This window comes from Amazonocrinis nigriterrae CENA67 (assembly GCF_016056305.1).
Classification (GTDB): domain Bacteria; phylum Cyanobacteriota; class Cyanobacteriia; order Cyanobacteriales; family Nostocaceae; genus Amazonocrinis; species Amazonocrinis nigriterrae.
Map to the genome: position 1 here is coordinate 24,382 of NZ_JAECZC010000023.1, position 20,027 is coordinate 44,408.

A 20,027-nucleotide genomic window follows, 5' to 3' on the forward strand; every position below is an offset into this window, starting at 1 on the left:
ACTCAAAATATAAAATTCACAATTTTGCTTTTTGAATTGTTCAGCCTCGTTTTTTAACAACCACGCAGGCGAGTTTTTTCATAGTAGAGCCGCACTAATTGCTGCTCCTTCTCTGGCTGAGGAATTTTATGAAGTTTTGCCAAAGGGCTAACAATTTCCGATTCACTCACACCAAAAATACTCATCACAGATTGCTCTGGTATAGTGAGTAAATTTTTAGCAACTTGGAGCATAGAGATATCACCATTATCAAAGTATTTTTGACACTGCATTCTGTCATGAATTTGGTGAATTAGTGCTAGTCCTGCAAACTGAAGAACTCGCACCAGAAAGTCACTACGATACTCCAAAATCATGGGAAAAGCATTCAAATAAGCCCGAATGAGAGCCAGCAATGAAGGTTGAATCACCTCAAGCGGTGTCATTGCTAGACTTAGAGATTCTTCTAATTCAATGGTGGGGTCTACCACAAGACTCTTTAACCAAATTCCTAAATAGCTTGCTATTAGAGTTCCCAAATCAAAGGCAGGATCACCCCAAGCGCAAGCTTCCCAATCAATTAATCGCACCAAGCAATTGTCTAGTTGATTCCAACGGGAATGTATTAATATATTGTCTAACTTGAGGTCGTTGTGAGTCAAGCAACAAGGTTGCCATTCATAAGCCAAATCTGCGATCGCTGACTCTAAACTCTCGTAACGTTGATAGAGTACATAAAATTTCAGCGCCTCAGTGGGAATCTGACCAAAAATCTCTGGCCCAATTGAGCCTATCCCTTGTGCGGGGTTGTAAAAGTTATAGCGAAACTGTCCTTGGGGAGCAGTTAACATAAATTCACGATATTCCCGCCGTTGGAAGGTAGCGCGGTGCAGTCCCGCCAACGTGATGGCGATCGCACTGGCAATTTCTGGTGGGAAGATATCGTTGTGGCGGTAAAATCTCCCCAGTTCCACATATTCACTCAAGTAGTTACGGACAAGGATAGAATTTTCCTCGTCAAAATGTAGCACTAATGGCGCGATCGCTCTAATGTTACCGAGAACTGGAAACTGCTGAAGCAATTGGTGAAATAGCCACTCATTAAAAAATTCATGAGGAATTCCATCACCTCCAACACTACGTTCTTGTTTAACTAGTAGTTGGCGATTACCCCCTAGAGTCACCAATAAATTGAAATTCTTCTTGCTACTTTCTGGTAACTCAGACTCATTCAATGAGCCATCTTCTGAACTACACAGACCTGCATCTCGCAGATACTGGATAACGTTGTGAGAAGACAGTGGTAATAACATGTATTATGTCCTACTTCGTAAAATTGCTCTTGAAAATCACCTAATGTCGGGATTGATTTAGCTTTAGCAGTTTCGGTAGACAGCAACAACTGTGCTAGTAACAATCATGATTGCTCTAATTTATTAATATCTTATCTTTTGCATAAAATCCTGCCAAAATGGCAAGATAACCTTTATTTTTACTTTAAATTTTAGTGGTATACCGCATTAAATCTTTAAAATTATCTAGTTATTTACTCACATAGATATAGAGTTTTTATTCCAGCACTTTCATGTTACTCTGTCTCCAAATTTGCCTGACATAGAGAAAAATTAACGATTTTGCATATGTGGCAATTTTGACTCTATCTGAACAGTAGCATGTTAAATGATGAGTGCAACATGATTGCTAGCTGGCAAGCGCATAAAAGATAGCATTTCTGCTTATACTATATGGTTTTTCCTGGCATTCGAGGGTACTGAAGGTTTCCATTAGCATAAATTTTGTGTAATTTTTACAACATTATTTTGCTTTCCTCAATAAAAATTAAACTACAGTTATTCACTGCTTTTCTGACTCAGAAATATTGTTAAAATTACTGAGTAAGCGACCAAAAAAACTGTCTTGAGATGGATGCTTTTGGTTACTAAATATTCGTTAGCCAGTGAGGATTTTTTCTTCTACTGTTATGCTGCTAGATGCAGTATAAACAACAATTCAAGTAATTGTGAGCGTGGTTGACCCTACTCCATGGATCAAACCTGTTCTTATAGAGCAGTGTAGATAGAATCTTTCAGATCTTCAAAAAGCGAAAATAAGCTAAAGCACATATTCCTTGCATAATCACTCGTGTACTCATACAAATAAGCAAGCTACACTTAGCATCCTTGAAAGGAGAAGGTCATTGACCAATGACAGACAGTCAACAGTCATCAGTCATCCGTCATCAGCCATCAGTCAACACAATTGGATATGCAACGCCAAATGTGAAACAGCTTAAAATACAACATTATTTTTATTTATCATTACAAATTGCAAAAAACCGGATATTTTATCAAGCTAAGAATTAATTTGTTTTTGAGTAGATATTAATAATTTAGGGCATAGGGCATAGGGCATAGGGCATAGGGCATTAGTTAGTTGTCAGTTGTCAGTTGTTATTCTCCCCTGCTCCCCTGCTCCCCTGCCCCATTCCCATCTCCAGTAATATACATGTACTATATAGAATGATCTAAGGCAGAAACAGCCATAATTGTCTGAAAACAAGAGGAGGATAATTGTTACTTTCCAGCAACAAGTTGATTTACGATCACCACCAATGCCAGCACACCTAAAATAGTCATTAATCCCGCAGGCATAAACTTACGTGTTTTAGCCAATCTCAATGCAAAGAAAACTACCAAAGCCCCAGTCACCAAAGCTGCTACAATCAAAGCCCAGGATTGTCCTTGGAATTGAAAATAAGCGGCGAAAAGCAACAATAAACCGCTAATGCTACCACTTAGGAGTGAAACTTTACTATTAGCTTGAATGTAACCAATGATGCCACCAACAATCGCTAAGATGCCATAGGCGAGGACAGCAATTATACTTAAATTCATTGTTAAAACCTATGTAGATTTTGATTTTGCTGCCAGGGTCGGCAGACAATTTACCATAGCTGTTTAGCTACATCACCTAGTTGATTGATGGATAATCCAACGATGCCAGCAGCAAGTACCTTATCCTTTACCCAGGTTCAATTCCTCCAGCGTCAAGCAGCCTCTCTTTTAATTTACCAATCCGTTCTCCAAGGCGAAGTGGGGATCGCATTTCTTGACCTGTTACAAGCTATACGTTACACTGATGCCGATGCTAGAGGTTGCCTCCAAGCCTACGGCAATTACTTCCATGCTTTGGCTGCGAAAAATCAAAATTGGGAAGACTACCTAATTACTCAAATTCTCATCAGTGAGAATCCTTTTAGTAGGCTGGCTCAACAAGAAGAATTTGAGAATTTACCCCCTGCTTTAGTAGCAGCCGCGCAGCATGATTTACAAGTGTTGCAGAATCTCTATGAATGTAGCAGCGCTTCTTTAAGCGAGTGGGTGCAAGGTGTAGCCCATTTGCCAGTTTCACCTGTTGTGTGGTATCGAGAGTTAGATGGGGTAGGTGCAGAAAAAATCCAGTTTCTACAACATTTAGAACATTGGGCTGATGGTGTAGAAGAATTAGCTGCTTACTATCGACAATTTGGCACGGGTTTATTCGCCGAATATCGCGCTTTGCGTTGGCAAGCTGCTGAATTTGTTGGCATTCGTTATCCCGATCCTGTGAAACTAAGCGCGCTTGTGGGTTATGAGTCTCAGCGAGATGCCTTGTTAAAAAATACGGAGTTTTTATTATCGGGAGAGGCGGCACTGCACGTATTACTTTACGGTAGCCGGGGGTCGGGAAAATCTTCTTTGGTAAAAGCTTTGTTAAATGAGTATGGTGATGGTGTCACTGGCAAACTCCGCTTGCTGGAAGTGGCAAAATCTGACTTAAAAGACTTACCACAAATCGTAGAGCAGTTGCGCGGTGTGCCACAAAAATTTATCATCTTTGTCGATGACTTGTCCTTTGAAGAAGATGATGATGCTTTTAAAGCGCTGAAAGTGGTTTTAGAAGGCAATTTAACCGCACGACCACAAAATGTAGTAGTTTATGCTACTTCTAACCGTCGTCACTTAATTCGGGAATTTTTCGCCGATAGACCCAATCCCAAGGATAACGAAGAAGTCCATGCATGGGATACGATGCAGGAGAAGCTTTCGTTTAGCGATCGCTTTGGTCTAACCTTAACTTTTGAGCCAGCCGATCAGAAAACTTATTTAAAAATAGTAAACCATTTGGCGGCACAAGCCAAAATTAATCTTAGCCAAGAAGATTTAGAATATCAAGCATTACAGTGGGCAACTCGCCACAATGGTCGTTCTGGACGTACAGCACGCCAGTTTGTTGATTTCTTAAAAGCAGACTTAGCACGATTGGCTAAAAATAAAGATATATCTGACATCCAGATCTAAAATTAATTGACTAATGATTGTACCTGTTTATTACTTACAGAACAATATTATGCACAATTACTTACAAGCAAAGCTAGCAAAACAACAATGTAAAAACTAATGACCTTAAGGACTACTTATTCTGACAACTTAACTACGCTAAAAATTAGCAATATGCAATCAGCAATGGTAAGTAATAAAGTTATATTAGGCATAATTGCCTTTAGTGTGAGTTTTGGCTTGAGTCTCGTTCCCACCTGGGACTTCAATCGCTCCTTAATCACAGCTATAATTACTGTACTTGCTACCTATACAGCAGCTTTGATTGTAGATCAGCGACGTAGGAATCATGAACTGCTGGTCTTAAGTTCCCTCCGCAAGAAAATTAAAGATATGGAGGCACTGAAATCACGTATTGTCAGAGAAATTAGCCAAATAGAAAAGCATCGTAATTTATTATATACAGAATCAAAGCAACTGCAAAACCAAATCCTGGAATGCCGCAACCAAAGGGATAGCCTTCACCGAGAATTAGGAACTTTTGCTGGGCAGAAAAAGCAACTAGAAGCAGAATCTAGTAACCTAAAAACTGAACTTCATACTCTAGAAAACAGTAAAGCAGAACTGAATAACTCATTTTCAAACTTGACAGCAGAAAAACGCCGTTTGGAATTGCATTGTAATGTTTATCGTTCAGAAATTGCTCAGTTGCAAAATCATATTTCTGAACTTCAACAGGAAAAACAAGAACTTGACAGCAATTTAACTCTACTAGGGAGACTCAAACCCCAACTAGAAGAAAAACTCTACGAACTGCGAATGACACTGCAAGATTTAGAAACCGAGGTTAATCACCAAAATGAATTACTTGCAGCCATAAAAGCTGAAAAACAAAATACAGCAGTTAACTTAAATTCATTAAATAACCAAACATTAGAAAAACAAGCCGAGTTACAGCAGCTAAAAGGTGAAATTTCATTATTACAAGATGAACGCGATTTGTTACAAAGCCAAGTTTGGGAATTACTCCAACAAACAGAAACACTTACTCAAGAGCCTTTAACTACAACTGCTGAAGAAGAGATTGAATCATTTCCTTTTGCAGAATTAATTGAACCCTTAGCTACAACAGAAATCGCAGCTGAGACATCTGAGATTTTACCTGAAGAATGGACTAATTTTTTAGAAAAATTACCAGGGCATGAAATTCAAGTTTTAAAAGCTATAGTAGAGCAAGATAATACTCATGCAGCTATTAAACAGATTGCCGAAGCACATATTACGATGCCAAATCTGTTAATCGACTCTATCAATGAATGTGCAAATGACACGATTGGGGAATTAATAATTGAGCCAGGTGGAGAAATGCCACAAGTGTATCAAGAACATCTGATTAACGTCAAAAAAATGCTCGCTATGTATGAAGACCTCATGGCTAGACCCACTTCATCAAATTAAATGATTCTGGTAAGTCATAATATTATTAGTCATTAGGCATATACCTAAACCACTGGCTGTGTGCCTCTGCGTTGAAAATATTGTGAAGTGAATTACATGGCAAAGCTCAAAATCTCGAAAAAAATCTCTACTGCTTTAATCAATTCTTTAGGTGCAGGAGTAGTACCCAGAGTGGGAGTTGAATACATAGCAGTTGGTCGGGAAAAAGAACTTCAAAGCCTATCGCAAAATCTTAATGACATTGCAGAAGGTGTAGCCGCCTTTCGCTTTATAATTGGTAATTATGGTTCAGGCAAAAGCTTCATACTGCAAATGATTCGTAACCGCGCTATGGAGCAAGGGTTTGTAGTAGCTGATGCTGATTTATCTTCAGAACGCCGACTAGCAGGAAGCAACAATGAAGGTCTAGCAACCTATCGAGAATTAATGAGTCACCTTGCTACCAAAACTCGTCCAGATGGTAGTGCTTTAGTTTCAATTTTAGAAGGATGGATTAATAAAATTCAACAAGAAGTGGTCAAAGAAACCAGCCTTCGTCCCAATGATGATGGTTTTGATGACCAAGTTGAAGCAAAAATTAGAGAAGTAGTTCAGTATATTGAAGACTTAGTTCACGGTTTTGATTTTGGTAGTGTTATTATTGCTTATTGGCGTGGCTACCGATTAGATGATGATGACTTGAAAAATGCGGCAATGCGCTGGCTACGTGGAGAGTTCACAACTAAAATTGAGGCCAGAACAGCGTTAGGAGTCCGCGTTATTATTGATGATGATAGCTGGTACGATTATATCAAACTCTGGGCTAAATTTGTAGCTGAGATCGGCTATAAAGGACTATTAATTCTGATTGATGAAGCTGTAAATTTATATCAAATATCTACTACAGTTACTCGTGAAAAAAACTATAACAGACTCTTAGCAATGTTTAATGACACCATGCAATGCAAAGCAGAACACCTTGGCATTTTCATTGGTGGAACAACTAAATTTTTAGAAGACCCCAACCGTGGACTTTTTGCCGACCAAGCTTGGCGAAGACGCACAAAAGAAAGCCGTTTTGCTACACAAGTTGATGTCCAAGAATATTTAGGGCCAGTGATTCGGCTAAACCCTTTGAGTGAAGCAGAAATTCTTACACTTTTGCAACGCTTAACTGAAATACATGCAGTCAATTTTAGCTATGAAAAAACTTTGACAAATCGGGAGTTACAGGAATTTGTCCAAGAAGTTGTTAGTCGCTTAGGTGCAGAAGCATTGCTAACACCAGGGGAAATTGTCCGGGATTTTATTAGTGTATTAAATATCCTCCATCAAAATCCTGAAATTACATTTAGTAAACTAATTCATGGTTCTAAATTTAAACCCACAGCAGTAGGTTTAAATGCAAATGTTGATGAAGATGATGTAGCAGAATTTAGCTTGTAAATTACTGAATTGAAAATACTTTGTGCCTTTCTGTCTTGGTGGTAAAAAATTCTCAACCACAAAGACGAGCCAGTGCGTTGGGGAGCCAGCGCCGTGGTGTTAGCGAAGCGGTAGCGAGTCTTCTCCCAAGGGGAGACGCTGCGCGAACGAGCGTCGGCAGTCCGATCTTGGGGGTTTCCCCCAGGAGGAACTGCCGAAAGGGTTTCCCGACTTGAGGCGTCTGGCGTCCGGCTTTGCCGACTTAAAGCTACTGGCGTCACGAAGACACAAAGGGTTTTTATACGTTCTACTTATCATCTCTAACGAATTACAAAATATGAGCGATGCTTTTACGAGACTTGCACCCTTCATTCAAGAATATATTTATAATCACAACTGGACTGAATTACGACCAATTCAAATTGCAGCTTGTGAAGTTATCTTTGACACAGAAGCTCATTTATTAATCACTGCTGCTACTGCTGCAGGTAAAACTGAAGCTGCATTTTTACCAGTTTTAACTCAGTTATATGAAAACCCGGCAAATACTATAGGTGCATTATACATCGGGCCAATCAAAGCATTAATTAATGACCAATTTGAACGCCTTAATGACTTGCTAAAATCAGCAGATATACCTGTTTGGCACTGGCATGGTGATGTTACTCAAAGTCGGAAAAACAAGCTTTTGAAAAATCCTAAAGGTATTCTACAAATTACGCCAGAATCTCTAGAAAGTTTATTAATTAACAAAAATATTGACCTTATACGCTTATTCGGTGATTTGCGATTTGTAATCATCGATGAAATTCATGCTTTTATGGGTTCTGAACGTGGTTGTCAAATTATTTGTCAATTGCAACGTTTGGGAAAGTTGACGCAAACCCAACCCCGCCGCATTGGTTTGTCAGCAACTCTCGGTGATTATTCCATGGCTGAAGATTGGTTGCGTTCTGGAACTGAAAAGCCAGTAATTACTCCGAAAATTGACGCTGGAAAACGCCAAATTAAACTTGCTGTAGAACATTTTTATATCAATACAAATCAAGTTGATTCGGAGGTGACTGCATATGAGCAATATGTTTTCAACCTTAGTAAATCTCGCAAATGCTTAATATTTGCTAATAACCGCACCCAAACTGAATCTGTGATTGCATCATTGCGACAAATTGCCGCAGAACAAGCACAACCAGATATATATCATGTACATCATGGCAGTATATCTGCTAGCTTGCGGCAAGCTGCTGAAAATGCCATGCGCGAACCCAACAGTCCAGCTGTCACTGCCGCCACATTAACTCTAGAATTAGGTATAGATATCGGTCATTTAGAGCGAGTAATTCAGTTAGAATCACCTCTTTCTGTAGCTAGCTTTTTACAGCGTTTGGGACGCAGTGGTAGAAGAGGTGAAGCTGCTGATATGCGCTTTGTCTGCACTGAAAATGAACCATTAGCTGAAGCGTCTTTACCAGAACAAATTCCTTGGCAACTTTTGCAGTGTATCGCTATTATTCAACTTTATTTAGAAGAGCGTTGGATTGAACCAATCAAGCCTGTTAAATATCCTTTGAGTTTGCTGTATCATCAGACAATGAGCATTTTAGCAGCAACTGGAGAACTTTCACCTGCTGCTTTAGCTAAACAAGTTTTAAGCTTGCCTCCATTTGCCGCTATTTCTCAAGAAGATTTAAAACTATTATTGCGCTACTTAATTGATATTGACCATATTCATCGAACTGAACAAGGTAAATTAATCATTGGTTTAGCTGGGGAGAAAGTTGTGGGAAAATTTCAGTTTTATGCTGTTTTCCCAGACACTCAAGAATATGTAGTTAAGCAAGCAGCAACAGAAATTGGTAGTATTGCCATGCCGCCTCCTGTTGGTAATCAGTTTGCCTTAGCAGGAAGAACATGGGAAGTTTTAGAAGTTGACTTCAGAAAAAAGGTAGTGACAGCCAAGCAAGTAGAGGGTAAAGCTACTATTTATTGGCGTGGTGGTAGTGGTACTATTCATACAAAAATTTTGCAACGAATGCGTCAGGTTTTAATAGAGAATGTAGAATATAGCTACTTACAAAATAATGCTAGACGACGTTTACAAAAAGTTCGCAAATTGGTGCAAAATGCTGGGTTAGATCAAAAAAATATCTTGCAATTAGAAAAAGGTAAATGCTGTATTTTTCCTTGGATAGGAACAGTCGCTTACCGTACTCTAGAAAGATTGCTCAATTCATTTTGTCGGGAATCTTTAGAAATTAACAGTATTGGTGGTGGAAATCCCTATTATTTAATAATTAAATTAGGTAAAAATAAATTTAAAGATATTTATCCGGAAATTGTCTCATTATGTGAGCAAAGAATTACACCAGAAGATTTAGTCAGTTCTTCAGAAGCTCCAAAAATTCAAAAGTATGATGAATTTATTCCTCATTCACTTTTACGTAAAGCTTTTGCTTACGATTGTTTAGATATGGAAGAACTCAAGCAGCAAGTGGCAAATTGGTAACAGCAGTTTTGTTAGCAGTTGCTAGATTTACTTTCAGTAACTATAGTAATTCTATGTAATTTGTGTAAACTCTCAAGAAACACAGGGAGTAGGGAGGAGCCACTGTGGTGAGGCAGTACGGTCTTGGGGTCTCCCCCTTCGGGTGACGCTCGTTCCGACGCTCGTTCCTCGCTACCGCTGCGCTAACGGGAGTTTGCCAGACGCTCGGAAAGCGTAGCGTCTCCGACAGGAGAAGACTCGCGCAACGCTTGCGCTAACGACGGAAACCGCCAAGACGGGGACTGGACTCACCAAGACTGCGACTGCCTCACCAAGTGGAGCATGTGGCTTATTCATGGCTATTCTCAACACCCTTGTGTTGAGTTTAACCATTAAGTTTTCCCCATTTGACAAGACTCTATTTTTCTTGACTTGACACCAATGGCATCTTGCCCGCCCTGAATATGCAAGTTAAAAGTACATTGGCTTAGAACAGGAGACTAACTGCTTGCAACTGTTCTTTTAAGCTATAAAAAATTTAGCCCAACCGCTGCCAGGTGAGTTCTGTTGTACCTTCATCCCAATGCCAGCGCAATAAATTAGCGGCTTGACTTTTGGTAATTCCCGGCAAAGCCAATGCTTGTCTAGGTGCATCAGTAGCAAGTAAAATAGCTGTTTCTACGTCACAAATTCCCCACTTCACCAAATTCTGCACTCCCACCAACAAAGGTAAAGTCGTCCCCGATAAAGTGCCATCTGGCAATCGTGCAGTACCATTTTTAACTTCTATTTGCCGACTGTCCCAAGGATACACCCCATCAGGTAGCCCCAATGGTGCAAGGGCATCGCTAACCAGGAACAATCCCTTGCTAGCACGGAGTAAAATTTGCAACATGATAGGCGAAACATGTTGACCATCGGCAATAAAACCACACATCACATCAGGATGGATAATTGCTGCCCCTAATAAACCTGGTTCACGGTGATGTAATGGTGGCATGGCGTTGAAAGCATGAGTTACCATCGTTGCACCGAGTTCAAAAGCACGTTGTGCTTGGGTGGCTGTTGCCTGAGAATGTCCTAAACTAACGGTAATACCCAAGGAACGCAAATATGGAATTACTTCACCAGTGACATCTAATTCTGGTGCTAAGGTAATAACTTTCACAACATGGGCATAATCGCCCAAAACTCGCTTCACCTCTTCGATGGTTAAAGGTAGCAAATACTCTGCTGGGTGGGCGCCGCGCTTTTGCAAATTCAAAAACGGCCCTTCTAGATGTACTCCCAGAATTTTGGCATCTGCTTTTTGACTGGGGAGAAAATCAGCAATTACAGCTAGCGATCGCTGAATATTATCTACTGAAGTTGTCACTATTGTTGGTAAAAATCCATCAACTCCAACATTCCATAAAAATTGCGAAATTTCCCCTAATAGATGAGAATCTGCGGTAGTTAAATCGGGAAATGCTAAACCCAACGCCCCGTTAATCTGCAAATCGACACCACCCAAAGAAATCCAGTCGCCAGCGACATCCAAGATTTGTAAGTCTGGTGCTGGAACCCGCTTGAAGACTGTACTCATGGGCAAGATTTGCTCAATCATGCCCTCATGGTTAACTAAGAGCATCTGCAAGCCCTTGTAACCAGGTACTCGCGCATTGATAATATCTACATTCGTAGCGATGGGACTGTGTATTGCTTTAGTCATCACATTGGCGAGAGAATAAATCAGGAGGCAGAAGGCAGGAGGACTTAAACCCGAAAATTACCAATTACTAATTAAACAAAACCATCGGTCATTAATCCAAAATCTAAAATCTAAAATCTAAAATCCAAAATTCTATGACTCCCCTTATCGGTATTATCATGGGCAGCGATTCAGATTTGCCCACAATGAAAGATGCGATCGCAGTTTGTGAAGAATTTGGCATCGAGAGTGAAGTTGCGATCGTCTCTGCCCATCGTACTCCAGAACGCATGGTGCAGTATGCTCAACAAGCTCACCAACGCGGTATTAAGGTGATTATCGCTGGTGCGGGTGGTGCTGCCCATCTTCCAGGAATGGTAGCATCTCTGACTCCACTTCCTGTGATTGGTGTTCCTGTACCCACTCGTAACCTGCAAGGCGTTGATTCCTTATATTCAATTGTACAGATGCCAGCAGGTATCCCAGTAGCAACGGTAGCCATAGGCAATGCTAAGAATGCTGGACTTTTAGCAGTGCAAATTCTCGCAACTCAGCAACCAGACTTATTAGTCAAAGTGCAACAATATCGCCAAAACCTAGCTGAATCAGTAATGGCAAAACAAGCAAAACTCGACGAACTAGGCTACGAGCAATATTTAAAACAACTCTAAAGTCACAATTTCTTAAATTTTTGTATATAAATTTAATAACATTCTTGACTTTGCCTTGCCCAGATGGGGAAATACTTATCCTGTAAAGCATACAGTTGCTTGATTTCATGCGTCATCAGCTACAGGATGCCGTGTTAGCAAAAAAAAGTATCTAATAATACAGAATTTTTCGGATTGTTAAATAGAAAATCAATGGAATTTATTTATACGTAGATTTACTAGAGGTGTAACAAAAACTAGTCTGCTCATTAGAGCTACAAGTACATCTAAATTGCATAATCACTCGTAAAGGTCGATGACCGATGACAAATGACAGTCATCAGTTATCAATCATCTGTCATGTGTCAACCAATTTTATTTATGTCAGTAAATTATCACTGACGTAAATCACCGCTTTTCAGGCAGGAAAAAACAAGCAATGAATAAGCATATTCGACCGTGGCATCGCTTATTAGCCTTAGCGATAGGCTCGATGGTATTTGCAGTTTTTGCACCTACAGTTGTACAGGCGGCAGATCCTCCAACCCTTGAGTCTTTATCGAAAACTACAACGCAACTGCAAGTTTCTATTGATACAACCTGGGTACTGCTAACTGGGTTTTTGGTATTCTTCATGCAAACCGGCTTTGCCATGTTAGAAGCTGGTTTGATCCGCCAAAGAGGTGTAGTTAACGCTTTATTAGAAAACTTTATTGACGCGGCTGTAACTATTCTGGCATGGTGGGCGATCGGCTTCGGTATCGCCTTTGGAACAAGTGCTGGCGGATTTTTTGGCATAGATACTTTCTTTCTCAGCCAACTACCTGGTGCTGATGGCAGCTATCCATTGGGGGCACCTGGTTCTACAGCCCCCATCAACACCTACACATTGTTCTTCTTCCAATTTGCCTTTGCCGCCACCGCCAGTACAATCACTACTGGTTCAATGGCTGGCAGAACAGACTTTATTGGCGACTTAATTTACAGCGCCATTATGGGGGCAATTAGCTACCCAATTATTGTTCACTGGGCATGGAATGCCAACGGTTGGTTAGCCAAATTGAGCTATCACGACTTCGCTGGTAGTTCTGTTGTCCACAGTGTTGGTGGCTGGACAGCGCTTGTAGGAGCTTATTTGCTTGGGCCCCGTCCTGGGCGTCCTGCGTGGGGAACACTACCACCAGCCCACAATTTGGGGTTGGCAACTCTGGGAACAATGATTCTGTGGTTTGGTTGGTATGGGTTTAACCCTGGTTCAACTCTAGGCACAGGTAATACAGGATTGATTGGATTGGTAACAATCAATACTACAATTGCCGCAGGAGCAGGAGCATTATCGGCGATAATTTACCAGTACATCCGCACAGGTAAGTGGGATTTGGTTTATTGTCTCAATGGTTCCCTAGCTGGATTAGTAGCCATTACAGCTCCTTGCGCTTATGTGGCTCCTTGGGCTGCTGTTTTAATTGGCTTAACGGGTGGCATTTTGGTCATACTGGGAATGGATTTGATTGAGTCACTCCACATTGATGACCCGGTAGGAGCATTTGCCGTACATGGTATGAATGGCATGATGGGTACTCTCTGTGTCGGCTTTTTGGGTCAAAAAGAACTCACCCTAAATAAAAAAGCAGGCCTGTTGTTAGGTGGCGGCTTTGACTTACTGGGTGTACAACTTCTGGGTATAGTATCCATTGTGGTGTTTACAGTTGCTTTCGCCTTTTTGATGTATGGTGGACTGAAAGCGATCGGACGCCTGCGTGTCAATCCTGAAGCAGATCGCATTGGCATCGATGCTTATGAACACGGTGCGTCAGTATGGCCTGATGTTTACGCGGTTGAACAATTTGTCGAAGAAGAAGGAAAAAATCGCAACAAGACTCCAGGAGTAGGTGCTTTTGAGAGTGAATAGAGCAGTAACCGTTTTTAAAACATTACAGTAATAGTACGGAAGTGAAGTGTTTTGTACAAATTGCTTGCCACTCTCTACCGTATTTTTTATTGACATTGTGTTGATATAGCAACTTAGTTTCAAGCATTATTTTGAATAATTAAAGATTCAGTGAAGTAAACTTGACTGGTATGCAAACTAAATCATAATTTCTTAAAAAGAAATAAAAAAATATTTACAGATGTACCATTAATTACTTAAACTCCTATTAGGGATATAACTTTCTACCTTGCAAACAAGTAGTCTAAATGCAAAATATCAAAAACCATTAAATTGAATTTTGGTGGTTGTATTTTGTAATGAAGAATAGTTTGGAAGATGATGTTGAGACTCATGTACAAACAAAAATCGAAACCAAAAATTAGGCAGTTGTCACCAAGTAATTACACTAAAAATAGAGAATTTAACTCCAAATCCCAGATATTTACTCAAGCAATTAAGCAACTCTGTTTGAGTTGGCAAGCCTGCTTACCAATAATGGCTTGTCTGATTGTTTTAGGCTGGGGTTATGTGGCAGTTGCCCAAACTCCCGCCACTGGGCTAACTACAGCAGAACTTCAAGTTGCTTTTGATACACTGTGGGTTGCGATCGCTGCCTTTTTAGTATTCTTCATAACGCCAATTTTTGTATGTTAAAAAAAGTAATAATTACGAATTAATTTTGTTGCTTTGCCCTATGCTCCATGAGGCCACTTGCTCCACTTGGGGTCTCCCCATCGACGGAAACCGGAGCCACTGCGGTGGACGGGTTCCCCGGCATAAAGGAGCCAGCGCCGTGGGCGGGTCTCCCGACTTGAGGCGACTGGCGTCAAGTGGCGTCCAAGATGGGGCTGCCTCACTGTAGTGGCTCACCCATGCCCTATCTTAATCAGTGTATTTATTTTCGTCTAGCAACTTAACAAATTGGTCAGATGATTAAATCACTACTTTATTTTCTATGGGCTGGTGTATTTGAAATAGGCGGTGGCTATTTGATGTGGTTGTGGTTGCGGCAAGGTAAGTCAGTTTGGTTGGGAATATTGGGTGGCATTGCTTTGGCTTTGTATGGAGCAATCGCAACTCTCCAGAGCGCAAATTTTGGCAGAGTCTATGCTGCTTATGGCGGTGTATTTATTGCAATGGCTATGCTTTGGGGTTGGAGGATAGATGGCATCACTCCAGACCGTTACGACTTGATCGGAGGCTGTTTAGCTTTAGTCAGCGTTTTAATTATTATGTTTGCCCCCAGAATATAGTTAGTAAGCCTGTTGATAACCGCACATAAAAATACAAAATATTATTTTTATTTTTGCGTATGATGGGTCGCACAATCATTATATAATATTGCGATTATATGCATAGACTGGTAATAATTACTCAGTCTCGCAAATTCATAGTACTTTATTAGTTTGTAGTGAACAGTTAGTAAAAAACTGGAAATTTTGTAGTGCGTGAAAAAAGCTAATTACCAAAAAAAAGATGCAAAACTTACATTTTTTAACAGTGTTTGATTGATTAGTAACTGCAATGAGGATTATATTTTTCTTAACATTCCAAAAAAACTAAAGATGAGTAACTTTCAACACAAAAACGAGTAGCAAAAAGTATCAAAATGTATTCAATTATACAGAAAAATCTGATTTCATAGAGAAAGGACAAACAGAAGTGTTGAAAAAAGCGATCGCAATTGGGGTGATTACCCTATGGTTTTTAGGAGGGCCGCTGACGGGCAATGCTTTTGCCCAAGCACCAGCCGCCGCTCCACCTGCTGCTGATACAGGAGATACAGCATTTATGCTGATTTCAGCAGCACTAGTTTTGTTGATGACACCAGGATTGGCATTCTTTTATGGTGGATTTGTGCGATCGCGCAACGTCCTCAACACATTGATGATGAGCTTTGTGTTAATGGCGATCGTGGGTGTTACTTGGATTTTATGGGGTTATAGCCTTGCCTTTGCACCAGGTTTATCATTCATCGGTGGTTTGCAGTGGCTAGGTTTGAATGGTGTGGGGCTAGAAATCACAGATTATCTCAAAGGGTCAAACCCAGCAGAAGTTGTTTCCTATGCTGGGACGATTCCCCACCAGGCATTCATGATCTATCAAGCCATGTTTGCCATTATCACCCCGGCTTTAATTTCTGGAGCGATCGTAGAGCGGATGAGCTTCCGTGCTTATAGCTTATTTGTGTTGTTGTGGTCAACCTTTGTTTATACACCCCTAGCTCATATGGTGTGGGCCAAAGGTGGATTTTTGGGTTTGTACGGTGGTTTAGGCGCTTTAGACTTTGCAGGTGGTACAGTTGTGCATATTAGCTCTGGGGTTTCTGCCCTTGTAGCTGCGATCGTTCTTGGCCCTCGAAAAAGCCATCCTGACCGCCTCAGCCCTCCCCACAACGTCCCCTTTATTTTGTTGGGTGCTGGCTTGTTATGGTTTGGTTGGTTCGGCTTCAATGCTGGGAGTGCCCTATCTGTCGCGAGTGGAACCTCCGGTAATTTAGCCACAAACGTAGCCACAACAGCCTTTGTTGCCACCAATACTGCTGCGGCTGCGGCTGCTTTAATGTGGCTGATTTTGGAAGCAGTGTTACGCGGTAAACCAACCGCAGTCGGAGCAGCAACAGGAGCCGTTGCTGGGTTGGTGGGTATTACCCCAGCAGCAGGATTTGTCACACCTCTATCAGCAATTTTAGTTGGTTTCATCACCGCCTTTGTTTGCTTTTATGCGGTGAGCTTCAAGCACAAACTGCAAGTTGACGATGCCTTAGATACCTATCCTGTGCATGGTGTTGGTGGTACAGTGGGGGCAATTTTGACAGCAGTATTTGCCACCCTTGAAGTCAACTCAGCAGGTAAAGATGGCGTGTTACGTGGTAACTTCGGCGAACTAGGAGTTCAATTAGCAGCAATTGTCACTGCTTATGTTGTTGCAGCCGTTGGGACATGGGTAATTTTGAAAATTATCGATGCTACAGTTGGTCTGCGAGTCAAAGAAGAAGCAGAATTTCAAGGACTGGATATCAACGAACACGGAGAAGAAGGTTATAATTCCGAGTTTGGCGATGGCATAAAGGTTTCAGAGTAATTTCGCAAGATAGTGTGATTTTTAGCGCTGGCGAATTAAAATCTGAGTCAAATCATTGGTAAATTTCGCTAGTCGTGTCCACTTCTCTTAAAACCTTTCCTGTCTGGGCATTTTTCTCGCTGTTAACCAACGGCATACTGATGTTGGCGGTGATTCTGCTGATTTGGCAACAGCAGCGATCAACCGCTTTTTTTAGTACCACTTCTTCGGTATCTGCTGTCAGTCAACCCCAAGCTGTTACACCAGAGTTAGGCCCCCGTCATAAACTCAATTACCAGCAATGGCTAGACATTCTTCAGCAAGAAGCCAACATAGCCGCCGAAAAACGTCCCCAGCGTTTAAGCATATTGGCGGGTGATTCTCTAAGTCTATGGTTCCCCACTGAATTATTACCCGAAAATAGAAATTGGCTCAATCAAGCAATTTCTGGCGAAACCAGCTACGGATTATTAAAAAGATTAAATTTATTTGACCGCACCCAGCCAGAGGTAATTTTTGTGATGATTGGGATTAATGACTTAATCCGGGGGGTAAAGGATGAAGTCATTTTAGATAATCAACGGCAAATTATGAGTTACCTGCGAAGGGTTCATCCCAAAGCGCAAATTGTTATCCAATCAGTTTTGCCCCACGGCGGCGAGGAGGTAACATGGGAAGGGCGGGAGAGACTACTGGCTATTACTAATACTCGAATTCGCCAATTGAATCAACAACTGCAAAATATAGCTGCCAAACAAGGCGTGAAATATCTTGACTTGTATCCCTTGTTTACCAACAAGCAAGGTAATCTCCGTCCTGACTTCTCCACCGACGGCTTACACCTGAGTCCCGCCGGTTATATAGTTTGGCGTACCGCATTGCAGATTTATACTAATGGGGAATAGGGCATGGGGGAGCTACTGCGTTCGGTCGCCAGACAGCCGCGCAAGTGGCGTCATGGGGCATGGGGGGATGGGGAGATGGGGAGATGAGGGAGATGAGGGAGATGAGGGAGATGGGGAGATGGGGGATGGGGAAATAATTCTTCACAACTGACAACTGACAACTCCTAACTCCTAACTCCTAACTCCTAACTCCTAACTCCTAACTCCTAACTCCTAACTCCTAACTCCTAACTCCTAACTCCTAACTCCTAACTCCTAACTCCTAACTCCCAACTTCCTACCAAAATTGGGTCTTGGCGGGAGACAATCAAAAAAGAGGAGACATGAAAAAATAAAGCAATGGATACAAAAGCCTTTAAGCGTACACTCCAACAGTCAGAAAATTACAACCGTAAGGGATTTGGGCATCAAGCAGAAGTCACCACCCAATTGCAATCTGAATATCAAAGTAACTTAATTCAGGAAATTCGCGATCGCAATTACACTCTGCAACGAGGTGATGTCACCATCCACCTAGCACAAGCTTTTGGCTTTTGCTGGGGTGTAGAACGTGCTGTGGCTATGGCTTATGAAACTCGCAAGCACTTCCCCACAGAAAAAGTCTGGATTACCAATGAAATTATTCACAATCCTTCTGTGAATCAGCGGATGCAGGAAATGGCAGTAGAATACATACCAGTTACAGCAGGTCAAAAAGACTTTTCTGTTGTGGCAGCTGGTGATGTGGTCATCCTACCCGCTTTTGGTGCTAGTGTCCAAGAAATGCAGATACTAAACGATAAAGGCTGCAAAATTGTGGATACAACTTGCCCTTGGGTATCGAAAGTTTGGAACACAGTTGAAAAACACAAAAAAGGCGATTACACTTCTATAATTCACGGAAAATATAAACACGAAGAAACTGTAGCTACTAGTTCTTTTGCTGGCAAATATCTGATTGTCCTGAATTTACAAGAAGCAGAATATGTGGCTAACTATATTCTCAATAGTGGCAATCGTGAAGAATTTCTGAAAAAATTCGCCAAAGCTTGTTCGGTGGGATTTGACCCTGATCAAGACTTAGAACGTGTTGGTATTGCTAACCAAACCACCATGCTCAAAGGTGAAACTGAGCAAATGGGCAAACTATTTGAGCGTAGTATGCTGCAAAAATATGGCCCTACTGAGTTAAATCAGCATTTCCAAAGCTTCAATACCATCTGTGATGCAACTCAAGAACGGCAAGATGCAATGTTGGAGTTGGTGGAAAAAAACATAGATTTGATAGTGGTAATTGGTGGGTTTAATTCATCAAATACTACTCAATTACAACAAATTGCTGTGCAACGGGGAATTCCTTCTTATCACATTGATAGTGTTAAGAGAATTCAATCAGGAAATGCTGTTGAACATAGGCAATTAAATGGAGATTTGGTAATTACAGAAAATTGGTTGCCAAAAGGTGAAATTGTTGTGGGAGTTACTTCTGGTGCTTCAACGCCAGATAAGGTAGTAGAAGATGTAATTGAGAAGATTTTTGCCTTGAAGGCAACTGCATCGGTGGTGTAAGCAAAAATCAACTTTAGATAAAATAGATAAAACCCTCTTTGCCAGCAAAGAGGGTTTTATATTTGAGCAGATTTGCATAACAGCCAGTGTAATGGATACAGCTTGCCTTGCACGTTCATTTTAACTATGCCATATAGCAGTTTTACCTTAGCTAAGGTCAAGAAAGAGTTTGGTTTAACCACGGTTGAAGCAGGACGGTTTTTACCCCCATTGAAGCGATCGCACCTAGTTCTCGCTTACAAGCGATTTTAGAAGATTTACCTTGGGCGATCGCAGTTGGTTCAAAAAAGGCAAAGTCTGAGGGAATTATTTACCCGATTCTGCAAGAGGTAAGCGGACTATACCTAAATCACGCCATCATTATCTACTTCTGGTCTATATGAAGAATAATCAACAACGGCAGCGATCGCTCTAATATAGATGGTGCTAAATTGTTATTTTTGTTGGTTAATATCGATATTGTGAGCGAAACACCCGCCCAATCTGACTACAATTTGATTAGACATAGTTACCGAAGTTAACTTTAGATAAAGGCGATCGCCCCCATCAAAGTTGCTTAATCTTGACTAGTCGTGTCAAATTCCATGAAATCA

15 protein-coding genes are annotated in these 20,027 nt (G+C 41.1%); 12 read left to right on the forward strand and 3 right to left on the reverse strand.

What is annotated here, in order from left to right; all coding sequences use genetic code 11:
* Positions 1 to 53: 53 nt before the first annotated feature.
* Both I8748_RS14170 and I8748_RS14175 read right to left on the reverse strand, forming a co-directional pair.
* The gene (locus tag I8748_RS14170) at positions 54 to 1,292 is read right to left on the reverse strand and encodes a phosphotransferase family protein (protein ID WP_198125225.1); all 1,239 of its coding nucleotides are present in this window, start codon (positions 1,290 to 1,292) and stop codon (positions 54 to 56) included.
* Positions 1,293 to 2,552: 1,260 nt separating this feature from the next.
* Positions 2,553 to 2,873: a TMEM14 family protein gene (locus I8748_RS14175; RefSeq protein ID WP_198125226.1), complete on the reverse strand. Its 321-nt coding sequence runs from the start codon at positions 2,871 to 2,873 to the stop codon at positions 2,553 to 2,555.
* A gap of 87 nt (positions 2,874 to 2,960) precedes the next feature.
* Between I8748_RS14175 and I8748_RS14180 the strand changes: the two genes are divergently transcribed.
* The 4 genes from I8748_RS14180 (at position 2,961) to I8748_RS14195 (ending at position 9,666) form a co-directional block, all read left to right on the forward strand.
* On the forward strand, positions 2,961 to 4,319 hold the full coding sequence (locus I8748_RS14180; RefSeq protein ID WP_198125227.1) for an ATP-binding protein: 1,359 nt from the start codon (positions 2,961 to 2,963) through the stop codon (positions 4,317 to 4,319).
* Positions 4,320 to 4,418: 99 nt separating this feature from the next.
* On the forward strand, positions 4,419 to 5,756 hold the full coding sequence (locus tag I8748_RS14185) for a tellurite resistance TerB C-terminal domain-containing protein (RefSeq protein ID WP_225896407.1): 1,338 nt from the start codon (positions 4,419 to 4,421) through the stop codon (positions 5,754 to 5,756).
* Positions 5,757 to 5,852: 96 nt separating this feature from the next.
* Positions 5,853 to 7,181 carry an ATP-binding protein gene (locus tag I8748_RS14190; protein ID WP_198125228.1) on the forward strand — a complete coding sequence of 443 codons (1,329 nt, stop codon included), beginning with the start codon at positions 5,853 to 5,855 and terminating at the stop codon, positions 7,179 to 7,181.
* A gap of 316 nt (positions 7,182 to 7,497) precedes the next feature.
* On the forward strand, positions 7,498 to 9,666 hold the full coding sequence (locus tag I8748_RS14195) for a DEAD/DEAH box helicase (protein ID WP_198125229.1): 2,169 nt from the start codon (positions 7,498 to 7,500) through the stop codon (positions 9,664 to 9,666).
* A 517-nt stretch (positions 9,667 to 10,183) separates the two neighbouring features.
* On the opposite strand, the gene nagA is transcribed toward I8748_RS14195, so the two are convergent.
* Positions 10,184 to 11,356 carry an N-acetylglucosamine-6-phosphate deacetylase gene (gene nagA, locus I8748_RS14200; protein WP_198125230.1) on the reverse strand — a complete coding sequence of 391 codons (1,173 nt, stop codon included), beginning with the start codon at positions 11,354 to 11,356 and terminating at the stop codon, positions 10,184 to 10,186.
* 134 nt (positions 11,357 to 11,490) lie between these two features.
* Between nagA and purE the strand changes: the two genes are divergently transcribed.
* The 8 genes from purE (at position 11,491) to I8748_RS35695 (ending at position 19,686) form a co-directional block, all read left to right on the forward strand.
* On the forward strand, positions 11,491 to 12,006 hold the full coding sequence (gene purE, locus I8748_RS14205) for a 5-(carboxyamino)imidazole ribonucleotide mutase (protein ID WP_198125231.1): 516 nt from the start codon (positions 11,491 to 11,493) through the stop codon (positions 12,004 to 12,006).
* A 418-nt stretch (positions 12,007 to 12,424) separates the two neighbouring features.
* Positions 12,425 to 13,897, forward strand: a complete 1,473-nt coding sequence (locus tag I8748_RS14210; RefSeq protein WP_198125232.1) for an ammonium transporter — start codon at positions 12,425 to 12,427, stop codon at positions 13,895 to 13,897.
* A gap of 372 nt (positions 13,898 to 14,269) precedes the next feature.
* Positions 14,270 to 14,572, forward strand: a complete 303-nt coding sequence (locus tag I8748_RS14215) for a hypothetical protein (protein ID WP_198125233.1) — start codon at positions 14,270 to 14,272, stop codon at positions 14,570 to 14,572.
* 275 nt (positions 14,573 to 14,847) lie between these two features.
* Positions 14,848 to 15,171 carry a YnfA family protein gene (locus I8748_RS14220; RefSeq protein ID WP_198125234.1) on the forward strand — a complete coding sequence of 108 codons (324 nt, stop codon included), beginning with the start codon at positions 14,848 to 14,850 and terminating at the stop codon, positions 15,169 to 15,171.
* Positions 15,172 to 15,580: 409 nt separating this feature from the next.
* A complete protein-coding gene (locus I8748_RS14225; RefSeq protein WP_198125235.1) occupies positions 15,581 to 17,002 on the forward strand; it encodes an ammonium transporter in 1,422 nt (473 codons plus the stop codon).
* 74 nt (positions 17,003 to 17,076) lie between these two features.
* Positions 17,077 to 17,886, forward strand: a complete 810-nt coding sequence (locus I8748_RS14230) for an SGNH/GDSL hydrolase family protein (protein ID WP_198125236.1) — start codon at positions 17,077 to 17,079, stop codon at positions 17,884 to 17,886.
* Between the two features lie 339 nt (positions 17,887 to 18,225).
* Complete coding sequence (locus tag I8748_RS14235) at positions 18,226 to 19,434, forward strand: 4-hydroxy-3-methylbut-2-enyl diphosphate reductase (RefSeq protein ID WP_198125237.1); 1,209 nt, start codon at positions 18,226 to 18,228, stop codon at positions 19,432 to 19,434.
* A 126-nt stretch (positions 19,435 to 19,560) separates the two neighbouring features.
* Positions 19,561 to 19,686 carry a hypothetical protein gene (locus I8748_RS35695; protein ID WP_263975737.1) on the forward strand — a complete coding sequence of 42 codons (126 nt, stop codon included), beginning with the start codon at positions 19,561 to 19,563 and terminating at the stop codon, positions 19,684 to 19,686.
* The last annotated feature ends 341 nt before the right edge of the window (positions 19,687 to 20,027 follow it).

What these genes read in the sequence shown, in the direction of transcription:
- I8748_RS14170 (WP_198125225.1), bottom strand. Translation starts at nt 1,292, where the DNA reads ATGTTATTACCACTGTCTTCTCACAACGTTATCCAGTATCTGCGAGAT.
- I8748_RS14175 (WP_198125226.1), bottom strand. Translation starts at nt 2,873, where the DNA reads ATGAATTTAAGTATAATTGCTGTCCTCGCCTATGGCATCTTAGCGATT.
- I8748_RS14180 (WP_198125227.1), top strand. Translation starts at nt 2,961, where the DNA reads ATGGATAATCCAACGATGCCAGCAGCAAGTACCTTATCCTTTACCCAG.
- I8748_RS14185 (WP_225896407.1), top strand. Translation starts at nt 4,419, where the DNA reads ATGACCTTAAGGACTACTTATTCTGACAACTTAACTACGCTAAAAATT.
- I8748_RS14190 (WP_198125228.1), top strand. Translation starts at nt 5,853, where the DNA reads ATGGCAAAGCTCAAAATCTCGAAAAAAATCTCTACTGCTTTAATCAAT.
- I8748_RS14195 (WP_198125229.1), top strand. Translation starts at nt 7,498, where the DNA reads ATGAGCGATGCTTTTACGAGACTTGCACCCTTCATTCAAGAATATATT.
- nagA (WP_198125230.1), bottom strand. Translation starts at nt 11,356, where the DNA reads ATGACTAAAGCAATACACAGTCCCATCGCTACGAATGTAGATATTATC.
- purE (WP_198125231.1), top strand. Translation starts at nt 11,491, where the DNA reads ATGACTCCCCTTATCGGTATTATCATGGGCAGCGATTCAGATTTGCCC.
- I8748_RS14210 (WP_198125232.1), top strand. Translation starts at nt 12,425, where the DNA reads ATGAATAAGCATATTCGACCGTGGCATCGCTTATTAGCCTTAGCGATA.
- I8748_RS14215 (WP_198125233.1), top strand. Translation starts at nt 14,270, where the DNA reads ATGTACAAACAAAAATCGAAACCAAAAATTAGGCAGTTGTCACCAAGT.
- I8748_RS14220 (WP_198125234.1), top strand. Translation starts at nt 14,848, where the DNA reads ATGATTAAATCACTACTTTATTTTCTATGGGCTGGTGTATTTGAAATA.
- I8748_RS14235 (WP_198125237.1), top strand. Translation starts at nt 18,226, where the DNA reads ATGGATACAAAAGCCTTTAAGCGTACACTCCAACAGTCAGAAAATTAC.
- I8748_RS35695 (WP_263975737.1), top strand. Translation starts at nt 19,561, where the DNA reads ATGCCATATAGCAGTTTTACCTTAGCTAAGGTCAAGAAAGAGTTTGGT.